The 14,539-nt window shown below is 59.7% G+C and carries 14 protein-coding genes, 1 tRNA gene and 1 pseudogene; 9 read left to right on the forward strand and 7 right to left on the reverse strand.

Features of this window, described 5'->3' with window-relative positions; translation table 11 throughout:
- The first annotated feature begins 8 nt into the window (after positions 1-8).
- On the forward strand, positions 9-443 hold the full coding sequence (locus tag HX801_RS10550) for a GNAT family N-acetyltransferase (RefSeq protein WP_134326247.1): 435 nt from the start codon (positions 9-11) through the stop codon (positions 441-443).
- 64 nt (positions 444-507) lie between these two features.
- Here HX801_RS10550 and HX801_RS10555 read toward each other — a convergent pair whose 3' ends face one another.
- Positions 508-747, reverse strand: coding sequence for a DNA-binding protein (locus HX801_RS10555; RefSeq protein ID WP_008436063.1), 240 nt, complete (start codon positions 745-747; stop codon positions 508-510).
- Positions 748-828: 81 nt separating this feature from the next.
- Between HX801_RS10555 and HX801_RS10560 the strand changes: the two genes are divergently transcribed.
- From HX801_RS10560 to HX801_RS10580, 5 genes are all read left to right on the forward strand, one after another.
- Positions 829-1,194: a helix-turn-helix domain-containing protein gene (locus tag HX801_RS10560; protein ID WP_032899473.1), complete on the forward strand. Its 366-nt coding sequence runs from the start codon at positions 829-831 to the stop codon at positions 1,192-1,194.
- 151 nt (positions 1,195-1,345) lie between these two features.
- On the forward strand, positions 1,346-1,987 hold the full coding sequence (uvrY, locus tag HX801_RS10565; RefSeq protein WP_008436066.1) for a UvrY/SirA/GacA family response regulator transcription factor: 642 nt from the start codon (positions 1,346-1,348) through the stop codon (positions 1,985-1,987).
- 1 nt (position 1,988) lies between these two features.
- Positions 1,989-3,827, forward strand: a complete 1,839-nt coding sequence (gene uvrC, locus HX801_RS10570) for an excinuclease ABC subunit UvrC (protein ID WP_218166150.1) — start codon at positions 1,989-1,991, stop codon at positions 3,825-3,827.
- 32 nt (positions 3,828-3,859) lie between these two features.
- Positions 3,860-4,420: a CDP-diacylglycerol--glycerol-3-phosphate 3-phosphatidyltransferase gene (gene pgsA, locus HX801_RS10575; protein ID WP_003208929.1), complete on the forward strand. Its 561-nt coding sequence runs from the start codon at positions 3,860-3,862 to the stop codon at positions 4,418-4,420.
- A 63-nt stretch (positions 4,421-4,483) separates the two neighbouring features.
- Positions 4,484-4,559, forward strand: a tRNA-Gly gene (locus HX801_RS10580).
- A gap of 297 nt (positions 4,560-4,856) precedes the next feature.
- Here HX801_RS10580 and HX801_RS10585 read toward each other — a convergent pair.
- Positions 4,857-5,900 (reverse strand): LLM class flavin-dependent oxidoreductase, encoded by a 1,044-nt coding sequence (locus HX801_RS10585; RefSeq protein ID WP_102368697.1) that lies wholly within the window; start codon positions 5,898-5,900, stop codon positions 4,857-4,859.
- Between the two features lie 344 nt (positions 5,901-6,244).
- On the opposite strand from HX801_RS10585, the pseudogene HX801_RS32265 reads away from it, so the two are divergent.
- Positions 6,245-7,177 (forward strand): annotated as a pseudogene (locus tag HX801_RS32265) (cache domain-containing protein); the annotation flags it as partial.
- Positions 7,178-7,306: 129 nt separating this feature from the next.
- Entirely contained in the window at positions 7,307-8,035 is a 729-nt protein-coding gene (locus HX801_RS32270) for a methyl-accepting chemotaxis protein (protein ID WP_371132431.1), read from the forward strand.
- Positions 8,036-8,077: 42 nt separating this feature from the next.
- Here HX801_RS32270 and HX801_RS10595 read toward each other — a convergent pair whose 3' ends face one another.
- A complete protein-coding gene (locus HX801_RS10595; protein WP_087694309.1) occupies positions 8,078-8,563 on the reverse strand; it encodes a flavin reductase family protein in 486 nt (161 codons plus the stop codon).
- A 321-nt stretch (positions 8,564-8,884) separates the two neighbouring features.
- On the opposite strand from HX801_RS10595, the gene HX801_RS10600 reads away from it, so the two are divergent.
- Positions 8,885-10,291 carry a cytosine permease gene (locus tag HX801_RS10600; protein ID WP_087694308.1) on the forward strand — a complete coding sequence of 469 codons (1,407 nt, stop codon included), beginning with the start codon at positions 8,885-8,887 and terminating at the stop codon, positions 10,289-10,291.
- A gap of 182 nt (positions 10,292-10,473) precedes the next feature.
- Here HX801_RS10600 and HX801_RS10605 read toward each other — a convergent pair whose 3' ends face one another.
- From HX801_RS10605 to HX801_RS10620, 4 genes are read right to left on the reverse strand one after another with little or no spacing between them, the layout of a single operon-like run.
- On the reverse strand, positions 10,474-11,628 hold the full coding sequence (locus tag HX801_RS10605) for an ABC transporter ATP-binding protein (protein WP_087694307.1): 1,155 nt from the start codon (positions 11,626-11,628) through the stop codon (positions 10,474-10,476).
- A gap of 17 nt (positions 11,629-11,645) precedes the next feature.
- The gene (locus tag HX801_RS10610) at positions 11,646-12,455 is read right to left on the reverse strand and encodes an ABC transporter permease (protein WP_087694306.1); all 810 of its coding nucleotides are present in this window, start codon (positions 12,453-12,455) and stop codon (positions 11,646-11,648) included.
- Between the two features lie 6 nt (positions 12,456-12,461).
- Entirely contained in the window at positions 12,462-13,379 is a 918-nt protein-coding gene (locus tag HX801_RS10615) for an ABC transporter permease (protein ID WP_168197505.1), read from the reverse strand.
- On the reverse strand, positions 13,376-14,401 hold the full coding sequence (locus HX801_RS10620; RefSeq protein WP_177022043.1) for an ABC transporter substrate-binding protein: 1,026 nt from the start codon (positions 14,399-14,401) through the stop codon (positions 13,376-13,378). The genes HX801_RS10615 and HX801_RS10620 overlap by 4 nt, the downstream gene beginning before the upstream one ends.
- Between the last annotated feature and the right edge of the window lie 138 nt (positions 14,402-14,539).

Here is a 14,539-nt window from a genome sequence, read left to right on the forward strand (position 1 = left end):
TCAGGCACATGGCGTTTCAACTGCAGGCCGCGACCAACCAACACCTGGCCTTCGCCCGGACCCTGACCCACCAGGCCATGGGTAATTATTATCGCCAATACGACTTGTCGTGGTCCGATGCCGGTTTCGATACCGCCTGGGCCGGACGAGAAAACTGGCTGATCTGTCGCGATAACGAGGTGCTGGGTTTCATCAGCATCAGTCGTGACCCCAAGGCACTGTATATCCGCGAGCTGCACATCCTTGAGGCGTTTCGTCATCAAGGAGCTGGCGGCTGGGTTATCGAGCAGATGGTGTACAAGGCGCGCGCGCAAGGGCTGGGTCTTTTACGGTTGACCGTTTTCAAGACCAACCCGGCGCGAAGGCTCTATCAGCGCAAGGGCCTGGAAATCGTTGGAGCGGAGGATTGCTTCTGGCGCATGGAGCGCAATTGCCGGCCGTGATCGGGTGCGAGTACTGCCAGTTCGAGGAAAACAGGCACTTGGTTTTAATAAGCGCATACTCACTTCAAGAAATGACTTCCTGCTCTTGTCTCACGGTTTCGCCCTCAACCGGGATGATTCCGTCCTTCATGCCCAACAGGACCGCCACCTTGTGGGCTTCTCCACGCCGTCCCTTTTTGCGCCCAGCGAGCACTTGATAAGTGGTTGCCGGGTCCACGCCATGTTCCCGGGCGAACGCTTGAACAGACTTACCTTGATGTTCCAGCCAGGCCTTGGCTTGTGCAGCAGTGCGAATACCGGGCATAGTTCAAAACCGTTCAAGTTTGTGTAAAACGAGATGAGTGTGTCACCTCTAGGGGTGTGCCAAATAGGATCATACATCCAAATGAGTGGAATCGGTTTCCGGTTAAGGCAAGAAAGAGAGCGGCTTGGTCTGTCGCAGAAAACTTTTGGTGAAATAGGAGGTGTAGAGGCGAACGCACAGGGTAAATATGAAAATGGCGGACGCGCGCCAAAGGCTGATTACTTGTCCCGCGTGGCAGAAAGAGGTGTCGATATCCTGTACGTGTTGACCGGCAATCCAACGCCGACCCAACTTGAAAACCTGAGCCAGGTCGAGGAGAAAGTGCTGGGGAACTACCGTGCGATGTTCAAGGAAGACCAGGATGCAATCCATCGCCTGACTTCTACCCTGGCCGAGCATTCACTCACCACCAATGGAAAAAACCGGTCATCGGCCCCGGATTCCTGACCTTTTACCCAGGAAATTGAGCCGTCCGCCATTCGGCGGCGGCCCGTTGTGCATTGAAACTCTATATATATGACGCTTGCAGCTAGGTCTGCGCCGTGGTTTTTTGCTAAGGTGTTCAGCAACCTATAAGACCATATCGCGAGGTGTCTGCTTGATTAGGGTGCTAGTAGTCGATGACCATGATCTCGTTCGTACAGGCATTACACGAATGCTGGCTGACATCGATGGCCTGCAAGTAGTCGGCCAGGCCGAGTCAGGGGAGGAATCCCTGATCAAGGCCCGGGAGTTGAAGCCCGATGTGGTTTTGATGGACGTCAAGATGCCCGGGATCGGCGGTCTTGGCGCCACTACGAAGTTGTTGCGCAGCCATCCGGATATCAAAGTCGTGGTAGTGACCGTGTGCGAGGAAGATCCTTTTCCTACACGGCTTCTACAGGCGGGCGCTGCCGGCTATCTGACAAAGGGCGCGGGATTGGCCGAGATGGTCCAGGCTATCCGCCTGGTATTCGCCGGCCAACGCTACATCAGCCCGCAGATTGCCCAGCAGCTGGCGATCAAGTCGTTCCAGCCCACCAGCGACTCGCCGTTCGATGCGCTGTCGGAGCGGGAAATCCAGATCGCCCTGATGATTGTCGGCTGTCAAAAAGTCCAGTCGATCTCCGACAAGCTGTGCCTGTCGCCGAAAACCGTAAACACCTACCGTTATCGGATTTTCGAAAAGCTTTCCATCAGCAGTGATGTTGAATTGACCCTGCTGGCGGTACGCCACGGCATGGTAGACGCCAGCGCCTGAAATGACAGCCTCTGAAATTAAAGTGCTGTTCGATCCGAGTGCGTTCCTTGCAACCTGCAGTGGCCGTCCTGGCGTGTATCGCATGTTCGACAGCGAAGCGCGCCTGCTCTACGTCGGTAAAGCCAAGAACCTGAAAAGCCGCCTGGCGAGTTACTTCCGCAAGACGGGCCTGGCGCCGAAGACCGCGGCGCTGGTGGCGCGTATCGCCCAGGTGGAAACCACCATCACTGCCAATGAAACCGAGGCACTGCTGCTTGAGCAGACGCTGATCAAGGAATGGCGGCCGCCCTACAACATCCTGCTGCGTGACGATAAGTCCTACCCGTACGTGTTTCTCTCGGACGGCGACTTTCCGCGTCTGAGCATCCATCGCGGCGCCAAGAAGCAGAAGGGCAAGTACTTCGGGCCTTACCCCAGCGCCGGCGCCATCCGCGAAAGCCTGAGCCTGCTGCAAAAGGCGTTTTTCGTGCGCCAGTGCGAAGACAGTTTCTACAAGAACCGCAACCGCCCGTGCCTGCAGTACCAGATCAAGCGCTGCAAGGCGCCGTGCGTGGGCCTGGTTGAGCCTGCGGAATATGCCGAGGACGTGCGTCACTCGGTGATGTTCCTCGAAGGCCGCAGCAATGCCCTGGCCGATGAGCTGTCCGGCGCCATGGAGCAAGCGGCCAGCACCCTGGATTTCGAGCGCGCCGCAGAGCTACGCGACCAGATCTCCCTGCTGCGTCGCGTGCAGGACCAGCAGAGCATGGAGGGCGGCACCGGTGACGTCGACGTCATCGCCGCCTTCGTCAACCCGGGCGGCGCCTGTGTGCACCTGATCAGCGTGCGCGGCGGCCGGGTGCTGGGCAGCAAGAACTTCTTCCCCCAGACCGGTATAGAAGAGGATGTCGCCGAAGTCATGGCGGCGTTCCTCGGCCAATACTACGTCAGCAGCCCCGAGCGCGACCTGCCGAGCGAACTGATCGTCAACGTGGTGCACGAGGACTTCCCGGCGCTGATCGAAGCGATTCACGAACTGCGTGGCCGCGAGCTGGACATCAGCCACCGCGTGCGCGGCACCCGTGCGCGCTGGCAGCAGTTGGCCGTAACCAACGCCGAACAGGCCCTGGGCGCACGTCTGGCCAATCGCCAGCACGTCGCCGCGCGGTTTGACGCCCTGGCCGAAGTGCTCAAGCTCGACGAGCCGCCTCAGCGTCTGGAGTGCTACGACATCAGCCACTCCAGCGGCGAGGCCACCGTGGCTTCCTGCGTGGTGTTCGGGCCGGAAGGGCCGATCAAGTCCGATTACCGGCGCTACAACATCGAAGGCGTCACCCCGGGCGATGACTATGCCGCCATGCACCAGGCCCTGACCCGTCGCTTCAGCAAACTGAAGGACGGCGAGGGCAAGCTGCCGGACATCCTGCTGGTGGATGGTGGCAAGGGCCAGCTGTCCATGGCCCGCGACGTACTCAACGAACTGGCGGTACCCGACCTGATCCTGCTCGGCGTGGCCAAGGGTGCCACCCGCAAGGCCGGTTTTGAAACCTTGTACTTGAATGATGCAGCCCATGAGTTCACCTTGAAGGGCGACTCCCCGGCGCTGCACCTTATCCAGCAGATCCGCGACGAAGCCCACCGTTTCGCCATCACCGGCCACCGTGCCCGACGTGGCAAAACCCGGCGTACCTCAACCCTGGAAGGGGTGGCAGGGGTCGGGCCGACACGGCGGCGGGACTTGTTAAAACATTTTGGTGGCTTGCAGGAGCTGTCCCGTGCCAGCATCGAAGAAATAGCCAAAGCTCCCGGTATCAGTAAAAAGCTCGCAGAGTTGATTTATGCAAATCTGCACAGCGAGTAGAATGCCTTCTCACCTCGTAGCCAGTTGTGCCGATGAATATCCCTAATCTGATCACCGTACTACGCGTCCTGCTCATACCGATTTTCATATTGCTGTTTTACCTGCCGTACGAATGGAGCTACATGGCATCCAGTTCGGTGTTTGCCTTCGCAGCCGCCACCGACTGGCTGGACGGTTACCTGGCCCGTCGCCTGGAACAGAGCACGCCGTTTGGCGCGTTCCTGGACCCGGTGGCCGACAAACTGATGGTAGCGGTCGCCCTGGTGCTGCTGGTGCAGGAACACGGCAACCTCTGGCTGACGTTGCCGGCGGCCGTGATCATCGGTCGCGAGATCGTGGTCTCCGCCCTGCGGGAGTGGATGGCCGAAATCGGCGCCCGAGCCCACGTGGCCGTGTCCAACATGGGCAAATGGAAAACCGCGGCGCAGATGCTTGCCCTGGTGATCCTGCTGGCCAACCCATCGGATTTCTCCTTCTGGGTATTGCTGGGCTACGCCTTGCTGCTGATCGCCGCGGGCCTGACCTTATGGTCCATGCTGCAATATTTGCGCGCCGCCTGGCCGCATCTGCGCACCGAGGTTGAAAAGAAATAAAACTTTTTTGAATCAAGGGGTTGACGGGTGATGAGGATTCTATAGAATGCGCATCACCAAGACGCGGGAATAGCTCAGTTGGTAGAGCACGACCTTGCCAAGGTCGGGGTCGCGAGTTCGAGTCTCGTTTCCCGCTCCAAACACAAAGAAAAAGCCACTCAATAGAGTGGCTTTTTTTTGCCTGGGATTTAAGGAATAGACGCTTCGGCGTCTTTTTTCGTTTCTACGCAAAACTACTGAAATCCGTCTCCAGCCACTTTTTTTAGTACATTTTTGAGTACATGGAATACGGGCAGTGGGCACAGCGGTTTTTGGGCGGAGCACCCCGGTCCGGCATCGTATACATCTCCTCGACCCGAAGCACTTGCCGCATTCCCGCCACCCGAAACAACAACGCCGGCAAGTGCCGGCGCTGTGTGCGGTTCAGGCATTACCCTCAGCGAAATGCCGGCACCACGTGCTTGATAAACAGCTCAAGGGATTTTTTCTTCTCCGCGTGGGGCAAGCTGTTATCACACCAGAAGCTGAACTCGTCCACACCCAGCTCCTGGTAGTACTGGATGCGCGGGATGATTTCTTCAGGCGTGCCAATCATTGCGGTCTTGTGCAGGCTTTCCAGTTCAAACTCCGGACGCCCGGCGAATTTTTCTTCCGGGCTCGGGTCAAGGAAGCCGTTGACCGGCACGGTCTTGTTGCCGAACCAGGCATCAAAGGTGCGATAGAATCGGGCGATTGCCTTGGCCCCGACTTTCCAGCCGTCAGGGTCGTCTACCGCGTGCACGTGGGTGTGACGCAACACCATCAGTTGTGGGCGTGGCACATCCGGGTTGTTGTCCAGGGCAGCCTGGAATTTATTTTTCAGGTCGAGGACTTCTTCGTCGCCCTTCATCAACGGCGTGACCATCACGTTGCAGCCATTAGCTACCGCAAAGTTATGCGAGTCCGGGTCGCGTGCGGCAATCCACATCGGCGGGTTGGGCTGCTGGATCGGCTTGGGCACGCTGGTGGAGGTGGGGAACTTCCAGATGTCGCCGTCATGGGCATAGTCGCCTTTCCACAACGCACGTACCACCGGCACCATCTCGCGCAGCGCCTGGCCGCCGGATGAGGCGGGCATGCCGCCGGCCATGCGGTCGAACTCCACCTGGTAGGCACCACGGGCCAGGCCGACTTCCATGCGTCCGTTACTGATCACGTCGAGCAGCGCGCATTCGCCTGCCACCCGCAGTGGGTGCCAGAACGGCGCGATGATGGTACCGGCGCCCAGGTGAATGGTGGTGGTTTTGGCCGCGAGGTAAGCCAGCAGCGGCATCGGGCTGGGCGAGATGGTGTATTCCATGGCGTGGTGTTCGCCAATCCAGACGGTGCTGAAACCACCGGCTTCCGCCATCAGGGTCAGTTCGGTCAAGTCTTCGAACAACTGGCGATGGCTGACACTTTCATCCCAGCGTTCCATGTGCACGAACAGGGAAAATTTCATGACGCTTACCTCGGATCTATTGTGATCGGCCTGTCGACTGCGGGCCCTTAGGTGCTCTCGCCAATGTGAAGCTTGCCAGTGATGAAGGCTATTCGGCGGATTGATTGTTGGTATACCATAATACGGAATATCTGCAAAACTTTTCTCTCCAGCGGTCGCACATTCACTTCACAAGGAAGGCGAGCTAGATGAACATAAAACAAAAATTGATCCTGGCCTTTGCGGTGATCGCCAGCCTGCCAGTCATTCTGGTGGCAGTGATGATCATCCTCAACGTGCGCCATGAGGCACGGGACGGCTTTATCGACGGCAGCGAACGCGAGATTCGCCAAGTCGACAATGCCATGCAATTGTTTTTTGAAGGTATCAGTCAGAACGTCGCCTACCTGGCGGCGCATCCGCAGTTGCAAAGTATCAACGGCGATGTGAAACGCTATCTGGCCAGCGACGCCGCCCAAGTCGCACTCGGCGAGCGCGATCAGCAGTTGTTCAAGCTGTTCGAGGGCCTGGCCAAGAGTCATTCGGCCTACACCTACCTGTCACTGGGTACTGAAGATGGCGGCTATGTATTCTGGCCGGGTGACCCGAAGCTGGCGAGCTACGACCCGCGCACCCGGCCCTGGTACAAGACGGCCATGGCGCAACCGGGCAAGACCCTGCGCACCGAGGCGTATTACTGGGCCGCCGATGACGTGGTGCTGGTCAGTACGGTGCGAAGCTTCAATGACCGCCAGGGCAACGCGAGCGGGGTGGTGAACATCGATGTTTCCCTCAAGCAACTGACCGACCTGGTCAAACAGATCAAGCTGGGTGACAGCGGCTACCTGATGTTGATGGAAGCCAATAACACCGTGTTGGTGGACCCGAATGACCCGTCTCACAACTTCAAGAAACTTAGTGAGTTGGGCGAGGGTTACCGGCAGTTGAGCGAGGCTGGGCAGGGCCTGGTGCAGGTCGAGTTGGCAGGCGAGCGCTACATGGCGTTTGTCTGGCCGTCCAGGGCATTGGGCTGGCGGTTTGTCGGGGTGGTGCGGGAAAGTGAAGTGATGGCCGGCGCGGCGCGCCTGACCTGGCTGATCGCGGCGATCGCCCTGGTGTGTGCCGTGTTGTTTGCAGTGGTGGGCGCCTGGTTTGCCGGGCTGATCGTCAAGCCGATTCGTGGTGTGGCCAGCGGCCTGGAAGGCATCGCCCAGGGCGAAGGAGACCTGACGGCGCGCCTGCCGGTAAAAGGGCGAGACGAGACGGCACAACTGGCCGGCTGGTTCAACCAGTTCCTCGAAGCGATCCGCACGCTGATCCAGCGCATCGGCCAGGCGGCCGGGCAGATCCACAGCAGTTCGGGGAGTGCCATGGAGGTCTCGGTGGAAATGGCTGAGGTCGCCTCACGCCAACGGGAGGCCGTGGACATGGTGTCCACCGCGTTTCATGAGATGGTCGCCACCTCCAATGAAGTCGCGCGCTCCTGCAGCCAGGCCGCCGACTCTGCCGACAACGGACAGCGCCAGGCGCACACCGGCCAGCAGCAGATCGACGCAGCAGTGAGCAGCGTAGGGCGCCTGAGTGAGGAAATCGGCCACTCCGCCCAGTCCATGGAGCAACTGGAAAAAGACAGCAACGACATCCAGTCGATACTCGGCACCATCCGCTCCATCGCCGAACAGACCAACCTGCTGGCGCTGAACGCTGCCATCGAAGCCGCCCGAGCCGGTGAACAGGGGCGTGGTTTTGCCGTGGTGGCAGACGAAGTGCGGGCCCTGGCCAAGCGTACTTCGGACTCCACCGGCGAGATCGACGGGCTGCTGGGCAACCTCGCCCGGCGTACCCATCAGATGGGTAAACAAATGCATGCCAGCCTGGAGGTGTCCCAGGAAACGGTGGTGTCGATCAACGACGCACGGGCCAGTTTTGGGTTGATTCGCGAGTCGGTGGACGTGATCCGCGACATGAATACGCAAATCGCAACGGCTGCCGAAGAGCAGCACCAGGTGGCTGAAGACATCAATCGGCACATCAGCCAGATTCACGGGGATGCACAGTTGGTGGCGAGCCTGGCTGATTCCACGCGCCAGGATGCGCAGCAATTGACGACGTTGTCTCAGACGTTGAATCAGTTGGTCAGCCGCTTCCGCACCTGACCGGTGGGCGCCCGGGCTGCCGGGCGCCTGCAACGGTAACGATCAGGCAATGGCGGGCAGGGCGCCCATCTTGCCGTGGCAATACACCAGTGGCCCGGCGTTCTGCCGGGGCACGATCAGGTTCTTCACCGCACCGACCATGATTGCATGGTCACCGCCTTCATACTCACGCCACAACTCGCACTCGATCACCGCCGTGGCATTGGCGAGGATCGGGTTGCCCAGTTCACTCAACGTCCATTCGATGCCCTGCGCCTTGTCTTTGCCCTTGCGCGCAAAAGCATAGGCTTCGCTTTGCTGCCCACCGGACAGCACATGAATGGCAAAGCGCTGATTCTTGATCAGCACCGGATAGGAGTCGGAACTGTAGTTGGGGCAGAACAGCACCAGGGCCGGCTCCATGGACAACGAGCTGAACGCACTGGCGGTAAGTCCGACTATCTGCCCGTCATCATCGAGCGTGGTGATCACGGTGACTCCGGACGGAAACGAACCCATCACTTGTTTGTAGATGGCGGCATCGATCATGGGACGGTCCTCGTAGGGTGAAGCGGATTTTATAGATTTGTAGGTCTGATGGTATACCGTAATACAATCTAATCAAGGGCTTTTTCAGGCGGCCGATGAACGTTGACCTTTGGTCTTATAGCCAATGAATACGGGGGTTAGCCCGCTGAATGAAGAGGGGCCGTGTGGCACAATAGCGGATCAGATGCGTGCCAGGACTACGGATCAGTCTTGTGAAAATGTTGGAATACCATAATATGGTGTTCGTATGGGGGTGGCCAGAGAGCTCCCCCGGTTTGGCGTCAAACAACTATAAGATCAGACAAACGCGAGTTCATTTCCATGCCCCAGATGTCCCGGCAAGATCCCCTGATCGAGAATCACACGGTCGATTACGTCCCCCTCGCGGAGCGCCATGGAAAGGCCCGCGACCTGTTCACCCTATGGTTCAGCACTAACATTGCACCGCTGCCCATCGTCACCGGCGCTATGGTGACTCAGGTGTTCCATCTCAACCTGGTGTGGGGGCTGCTGGCGATTGCCCTCGGGCACATGCTCGGCGGTATTGTCATTGCCCTCGCGTCGGCCCAGGGCCCGCGCATGGGCATCCCGCAGATGGTGCAGAGCCGGGGTCAGTTCGGGCGCTACGGAGCGCTGCTGATCGTTTTCTTCGCGGCCCTGATCTACATTGGCTTTTTCATCTCCAACATTGTGCTGGCGGGCAAGTCCATCGTCGGCATCGTGCCGTCGGTACCGGTGCCGGCCAGCATCCTGATCGGCGCGCTCAGCGCCACGGCCATTGGCGTGATCGGCTATCGCTTTATCCATACCCTGAACCGCATCGGCACCTGGGTGATGGGCAGCGCATTGCTGGCGGGTTTCCTCTACATTTTTTCCCACGACCTGCCGGCAGACTTCCTCACCCGTGGCGGCTTCAATCCGGCCGGCTGGCTGGCGACGGTGTCGTTGGGAGTGATCTGGCAGATCAGCTTCTCCCCCTATACCAGCGATTATTCGCGCTACCTGCCGGCTGATATCGGCATCACCCGACCCTTTGTCGCCACCTACCTGGGGGCCACTCTCGGCACCATTTTGTCGTTCTCCTTTGGCTTGGTCGCCGCCCTGGCGACACCCGAAGGCACTGAGGCGATGGTCGCGGTCAAGCAAGCCACCGGCTGGCTGGGGTCGATCCTGATGGTGCTGTTTCTGCTCAATATCATCAGCCACAACGCCCTGAATCTGTATGGTGCGGTGCTGTCGATCATCACCTCGATCCAAACCTTCGCCAGCCAGTGGACACCCGGCATCAAAGTGCGTGTGGTGCTGTCCAGCGTGGTGCTGGCCGGATGCTGCGTGGTGGCATTGGGCGCGTCGGCGGACTTCATCTCGCAATTTATCGGCCTGATCCTTGCGCTGCTATTGGTGCTGGTGCCGTGGGCGTCGATCAACCTGATCGATTTCTACATCATCAAGCGTGGCGCCTATGACATTGCGTCGATCTTTCAGGCGGACGGCGGGGTTTACGGACGCTTTAACCTGCATGCGATCGTGGCGTATTTCATCGGCATCATCGTGCAACTGCCGTTTGCCAATACGTCGCTGTACGTGGGGCCATGGGCCAATCTGGTAGAGGGCGCAGACCTGTCGTGGCTGGTGGGGTTGGTGGTGACGTGTCCGCTGTATTACTGCCTGGCGACGCGCGAGCATAGCCGGAAGATGAGGACGGTAAAGTTGGGCTATACCGACTGATCATCGAATGAACTGAAATGCCCGGCCAATGCCGGGCATTTTTTATCTGCAGTTAAGGCCTGCCGATGCAGCCGTATCCTTGTAGCAAGCTGGCTTGATGATCAATGACATCCGGCCAGGTCCAATGTTAGCAGGCAAAAAAAGGCCGCCACAACCCGACGTTGTGGCGGCCCAAGGGTGACTCAATGGGCGCCGGCGGCCTTGTTCAGATCGCTTTCAGCCCATGCGGTATAGACGCAAGCATCCGCCGTGGCCCAGCGCACGCGCACCGGGTCGCCGGCCTTGAGTGGCATGCCCGCAGCAGACAACGCCTTGACTGTCATCGAGGTGCCGCCAAGGGTTTTCACGGTGCAGGTCTGGCTTTCGCCGAGGAACAGCACCTCGCCTACAATCGCTGACACCTCATTCCAACCCGCCGCCAATGCCTGCTCGGTAGCTTGCTCGACACTCAGCGCCAAGGCTTTTTCCGGGCGTACCATCAACAGCACCTCCTGCTCGGTTTGCAAGCCGCTGGTCAGGCGGATCGACAGCGATTGGCCTTCAAACGATGCCACCGCATTCCCCTGCGCCTTGAGCTTGAGGAAGTTGGAGTTACCGAGGAACGAGGCTACAAACGCATTTGGCGGGTTCTGGTACAGGTCGTAGCCACTGCCCAGGCCGACAATCTTGCCGTGGCTGAAAATCGCGATGCGCTGGGACAGGCGCATGGCTTCTTCCTGGTCGTGGGTTACGTAGACGATGGTGATGCCCAGGCGCCGATGTAATTGGCGCAGTTCGTCCTGCAGGTCTTCACGCAGTTTTTTGTCGAGGGCGCCGAGGGGTTCGTCCATCAGCAGGATGCGCGGCTCGTACACCAGCGCCCGCGCGATGGCGACGCGTTGCTGCTGGCCGCCGGAGAGTTGCGAAGGGCGGCGATGGGCAAATTGCTCAAGCTGCACCAGCTTGAGCATGGCGTCGACGCGCTTCTCGCGCTCGGCGCTGGCCAGTTTGCGAATCGCCAGGGGGAAGGCGATGTTGTCGCGCACCGACAAATGCGGGAACAGCGAGTAACGTTGGAACACCATGCCGATGTCGCGTTTGTGCGGCGGCACATTGACCAGGGATTGGCCGCTCACCAGGATCTCGCCGCTGCTTGGCGTTTCAAAGCCTGCGAGCATCGACAGGGTGGTGCTTTTGCCAGAGCCGCTGGAGCCGAGGAAGGTCAGGAATTCGCCGTCCTTGATGTCCAGCGAGATGTTATCCACGGCGGCAAATTCACCGTAGTACTTGTTCAGGTTGCGCAAGCTGACCAGGGGTTGGCCATGGTTTTGCGCGGTATCTTGGATCACTGCACTCATGTCTTGCTCCTGGGCGCTCAAGCGCGGGTTTCTGTGCGCCGGCGAAGGGCGGCGGCGATGACCATGACGAGCACCGAGAGGCCGATCAGCAACGTCGAGGCGACGGCAATCACAGGCGTCAGGTCCTGGCGCAGGGTGGTCCACATTTTTACGGGAAGGGTTTGCAGGGTCGGGCTGGCCATCATCACGCTGAGCACCACTTCGTCCCATGAGACGAGAAAGGCGAACAACGCGCCGGCCACCATTCCCGGGCGAATCGCCGGGAATGTCACCTTGAATACGGCCTGCAGGCGCGATGCGCCGCAGATCACCGCCGCATCTTCAATCGATTGGTCGAACAGCTTCAGCGAGTTGATGATCGAGATAATGGTGAACGGCAGCGCGACAATCACATGGCTCACTACAAAGGCGAACATCGTGCCGGTATAGCCGAGCTTGAGGAACAGTGCGTACACCGCCACCGCGATGATCACCAACGGCACGATCATCGGCAGGGTGAACAGGCCGTAGAGCAACTCGCGGCCAGGAAATCGCCCACGCACCAGGGCAAATGCGGTGGGCAGGCCCAGCGCCACGGCGAACACGGTGGTCAGTACCGCAACCTTGAGGCTCGCTACCGCCGCGTTCATCCAGTCGGCATTGGAGAAGAACTGGCCGTACCATTTCAGCGTCCAGCCCGGTGGCGGGAACACCAGCCATTGGGACGAGCCGAACGACAGCAACACGATGAACACGATCGGCAACAGCAAGAACAGGCCAATCATGCCGGTGGTGGTGTAGAGGCCCAGGCGCATCCTGCGGCTCATGGCATTGGAAGTCAGGAGCATGACGGCTTACCTCGCGTTGCTGGCGCCAACCGGGGATTCCGGCTGAAGCTTCAGGTAGAAGTAGAACAGCACCAGCGTGATAAAGATCAGCAATGCGGCGCCGGCACTCGCCAGGCCCCAGTTGAGGAACGACTGCACCTGCTGGATGATGAACTCAGGCAGCATCATGTTCTGCGCGCCGCCGAGCAGCGCCGGGGTGACGTAGTAACCGAGGGACATCACAAACACCATCAAGCCGCCGGAAAACAACCCCGGTCGGCACAGCGGCAGGAACACCCGGAAGAAGTTGGTCCAAGGGCTGGCACCGCAGATGGAGCCGGCCTGCAGGATCATCGGGTCGATGGCCTGCATGGTTGCCTGCAATGGCAGCACAATGAACGGGATCATGATGTAGCTCATACCGATCACCACGCCGGTCAGGTTGTGCACCATCTCCAGCGGCTGGTCGATGATGCCCATCGCCATCAGTGCCTTGTTGATCACCCCGGAGGCTTGCAGCAATACCAGCCATGAATAGGTGCGGGCGAGCAGGCTGGTCCACATCGACAGCAGCACGATGTTCAGGATCCAGCGCCCCCAGCCGCGTGGTACCAGGGTAATCACCCAGGCCAGCGGGAAGCCCAGCAACAGGCTGAACAGGGTCACCAGGCCGGCCACCGAAAAGGTATTGAGCAGTACCCGGGCGTATGCCGAGTTAGCGAACAGTTGCTCATAGTTGCCAAGGCCCGGTACGGGCTCCAGCACGCCGCGCAGCAACAGGCCGATCAGCGGCGCGAGGAAGAACAGGCCGAGGAACAGCAGCGCCGGGATCAGGTTGCTCGACCCCCGCCAGCGCTGCGCCAGGGATGGCGCACCTGGTTTGCAGGAAACTGCGCCAGCAACGCCGAGGGCGCTCCCGGTCGGCGTGGTTGCCGTCATTTTCATTTGACTAGCCATTCATTCCACCGTGTCGCAATGGCCGGACCGTTCTTGGCCCAGTAGGCGAAATCGAGGGTGATCTGGTCCTTGGCATACGCCGTCGGCAGGTTGGGCGCCAGCACTGAGTCCAGGCGCTGCACACTGTCGATGTTCACCGGTGCATAAGCGGTCAGGTTAGAGAAGTCGGCCTGGCCCTTGGCGCTGCTGGCACTGGCCAGGAACTTCATCGCCGCGCCTTTGTTTTTGCTGCCTTTAGGCACGACCAGGATGTCCGCCATCACCAGATTCTGTTTCCAGCTTACGCCTACGGGTGCGCCATCTTCCTGCAGGGCATGAATGCGGCCGTTCCAGAACTGACCCATGCTGACTTCGCCCGAGGCCAGCAGTTGCTGGGACTGTGCGCCGCCGCCCCACCAGACGATGTCTTTCTTGATGGTGTCGAGTTTCTTGAAGGCGCGGTCCAGGTCCAGGGGGTAGAGCTTGTCGGCGGGAACGCCGTCAGCCAGCAGCGCCAGTTCGAGCACGCCAGGGCTTGGCCATTTGTAGAGGGCACGTTTGCCGGGGTAGGTTTTGGTGTCGAACAGCGCGGCCCAGTCCTGTGGCTTGCCAGCGCCGAGCTTGCCCTCGTTGTAGCCGAGTACGAAGGAGAAGAAAAACGAGCCGACGCCATGGTCGGAGACAAACCGCGAGTCGATCTTGTCGCGCTGGATCACCGAAAAATCCAGGGGTTCGAGCAGCCCTTCAGCGGCGGCGCGCAAGGCGAAGTCAGCCTCCACGTCTACCACGTCCCACTGCACGTTGCCGCTCTCGACCATGGCCTTGAGCTTGCCATAGTCGGTGGGACCGTCCTGCACCACAGTGATCCCGCTGGCCTTGCTGAAAGGATCGGCCCACGCCTGCTTTTGCGCATCCTGGGTGCTACCGCCCCAGCTCACGAAATTGACGCTTTCGGCCGCCAGGGCCGCGTGAGTGGCCGTGGCCAGCAAACCCGCGAACAGCATCGCGGTTGCACGTTTGTTCAACACCATTTTCACGCCCTCATTTGTTTTGTTATTGAGCGGGCCTGGTAATGCCCGCCTATCGGGAGCAGTAGGTCTCTCGAAGCCTCTATTGCGAAGCCTCAAAAGTCGACCGTACCAAGGCTTGTTACTGGCGCTATCCCTGGC

The sequence above is a fragment of the Pseudomonas sp. G1002 genome, from assembly GCF_013385455.1.
Classification (GTDB): Bacteria; Pseudomonadota; Gammaproteobacteria; order Pseudomonadales; family Pseudomonadaceae; genus Aquipseudomonas.

Bases quoted from the DNA above. Each gene is read 5' to 3' on its own strand.
- HX801_RS32270 (WP_371132431.1), top strand. From the start codon at position 7,307: ATGGTGTCCACCGCGTTTCATGAGATGGTCGCCACCTCCAATGAAGTC.
- HX801_RS10620 (WP_177022043.1), bottom strand. From the start codon at position 14,401: ATGGTGTTGAACAAACGTGCAACCGCGATGCTGTTCGCGGGTTTGCTG.
- HX801_RS10610 (WP_087694306.1), bottom strand. From the start codon at position 12,455: ATGCTCCTGACTTCCAATGCCATGAGCCGCAGGATGCGCCTGGGCCTC.
- uvrC (WP_218166150.1), top strand. From the start codon at position 1,989: ATGACAGCCTCTGAAATTAAAGTGCTGTTCGATCCGAGTGCGTTCCTT.
- HX801_RS10550 (WP_134326247.1), top strand. From the start codon at position 9: ATGGCGTTTCAACTGCAGGCCGCGACCAACCAACACCTGGCCTTCGCC.
- HX801_RS10605 (WP_087694307.1), bottom strand. From the start codon at position 11,628: ATGAGTGCAGTGATCCAAGATACCGCGCAAAACCATGGCCAACCCCTG.
- pgsA (WP_003208929.1), top strand. From the start codon at position 3,860: ATGAATATCCCTAATCTGATCACCGTACTACGCGTCCTGCTCATACCG.
- HX801_RS10585 (WP_102368697.1), bottom strand. From the start codon at position 5,900: ATGAAATTTTCCCTGTTCGTGCACATGGAACGCTGGGATGAAAGTGTC.
- HX801_RS10560 (WP_032899473.1), top strand. From the start codon at position 829: ATGAGTGGAATCGGTTTCCGGTTAAGGCAAGAAAGAGAGCGGCTTGGT.
- HX801_RS10595 (WP_087694309.1), bottom strand. From the start codon at position 8,563: ATGATCGATGCCGCCATCTACAAACAAGTGATGGGTTCGTTTCCGTCC.
- HX801_RS10600 (WP_087694308.1), top strand. From the start codon at position 8,885: ATGCCCCAGATGTCCCGGCAAGATCCCCTGATCGAGAATCACACGGTC.
- HX801_RS10555 (WP_008436063.1), bottom strand. From the start codon at position 747: ATGCCCGGTATTCGCACTGCTGCACAAGCCAAGGCCTGGCTGGAACAT.
- HX801_RS10615 (WP_168197505.1), bottom strand. From the start codon at position 13,379: ATGAAAATGACGGCAACCACGCCGACCGGGAGCGCCCTCGGCGTTGCT.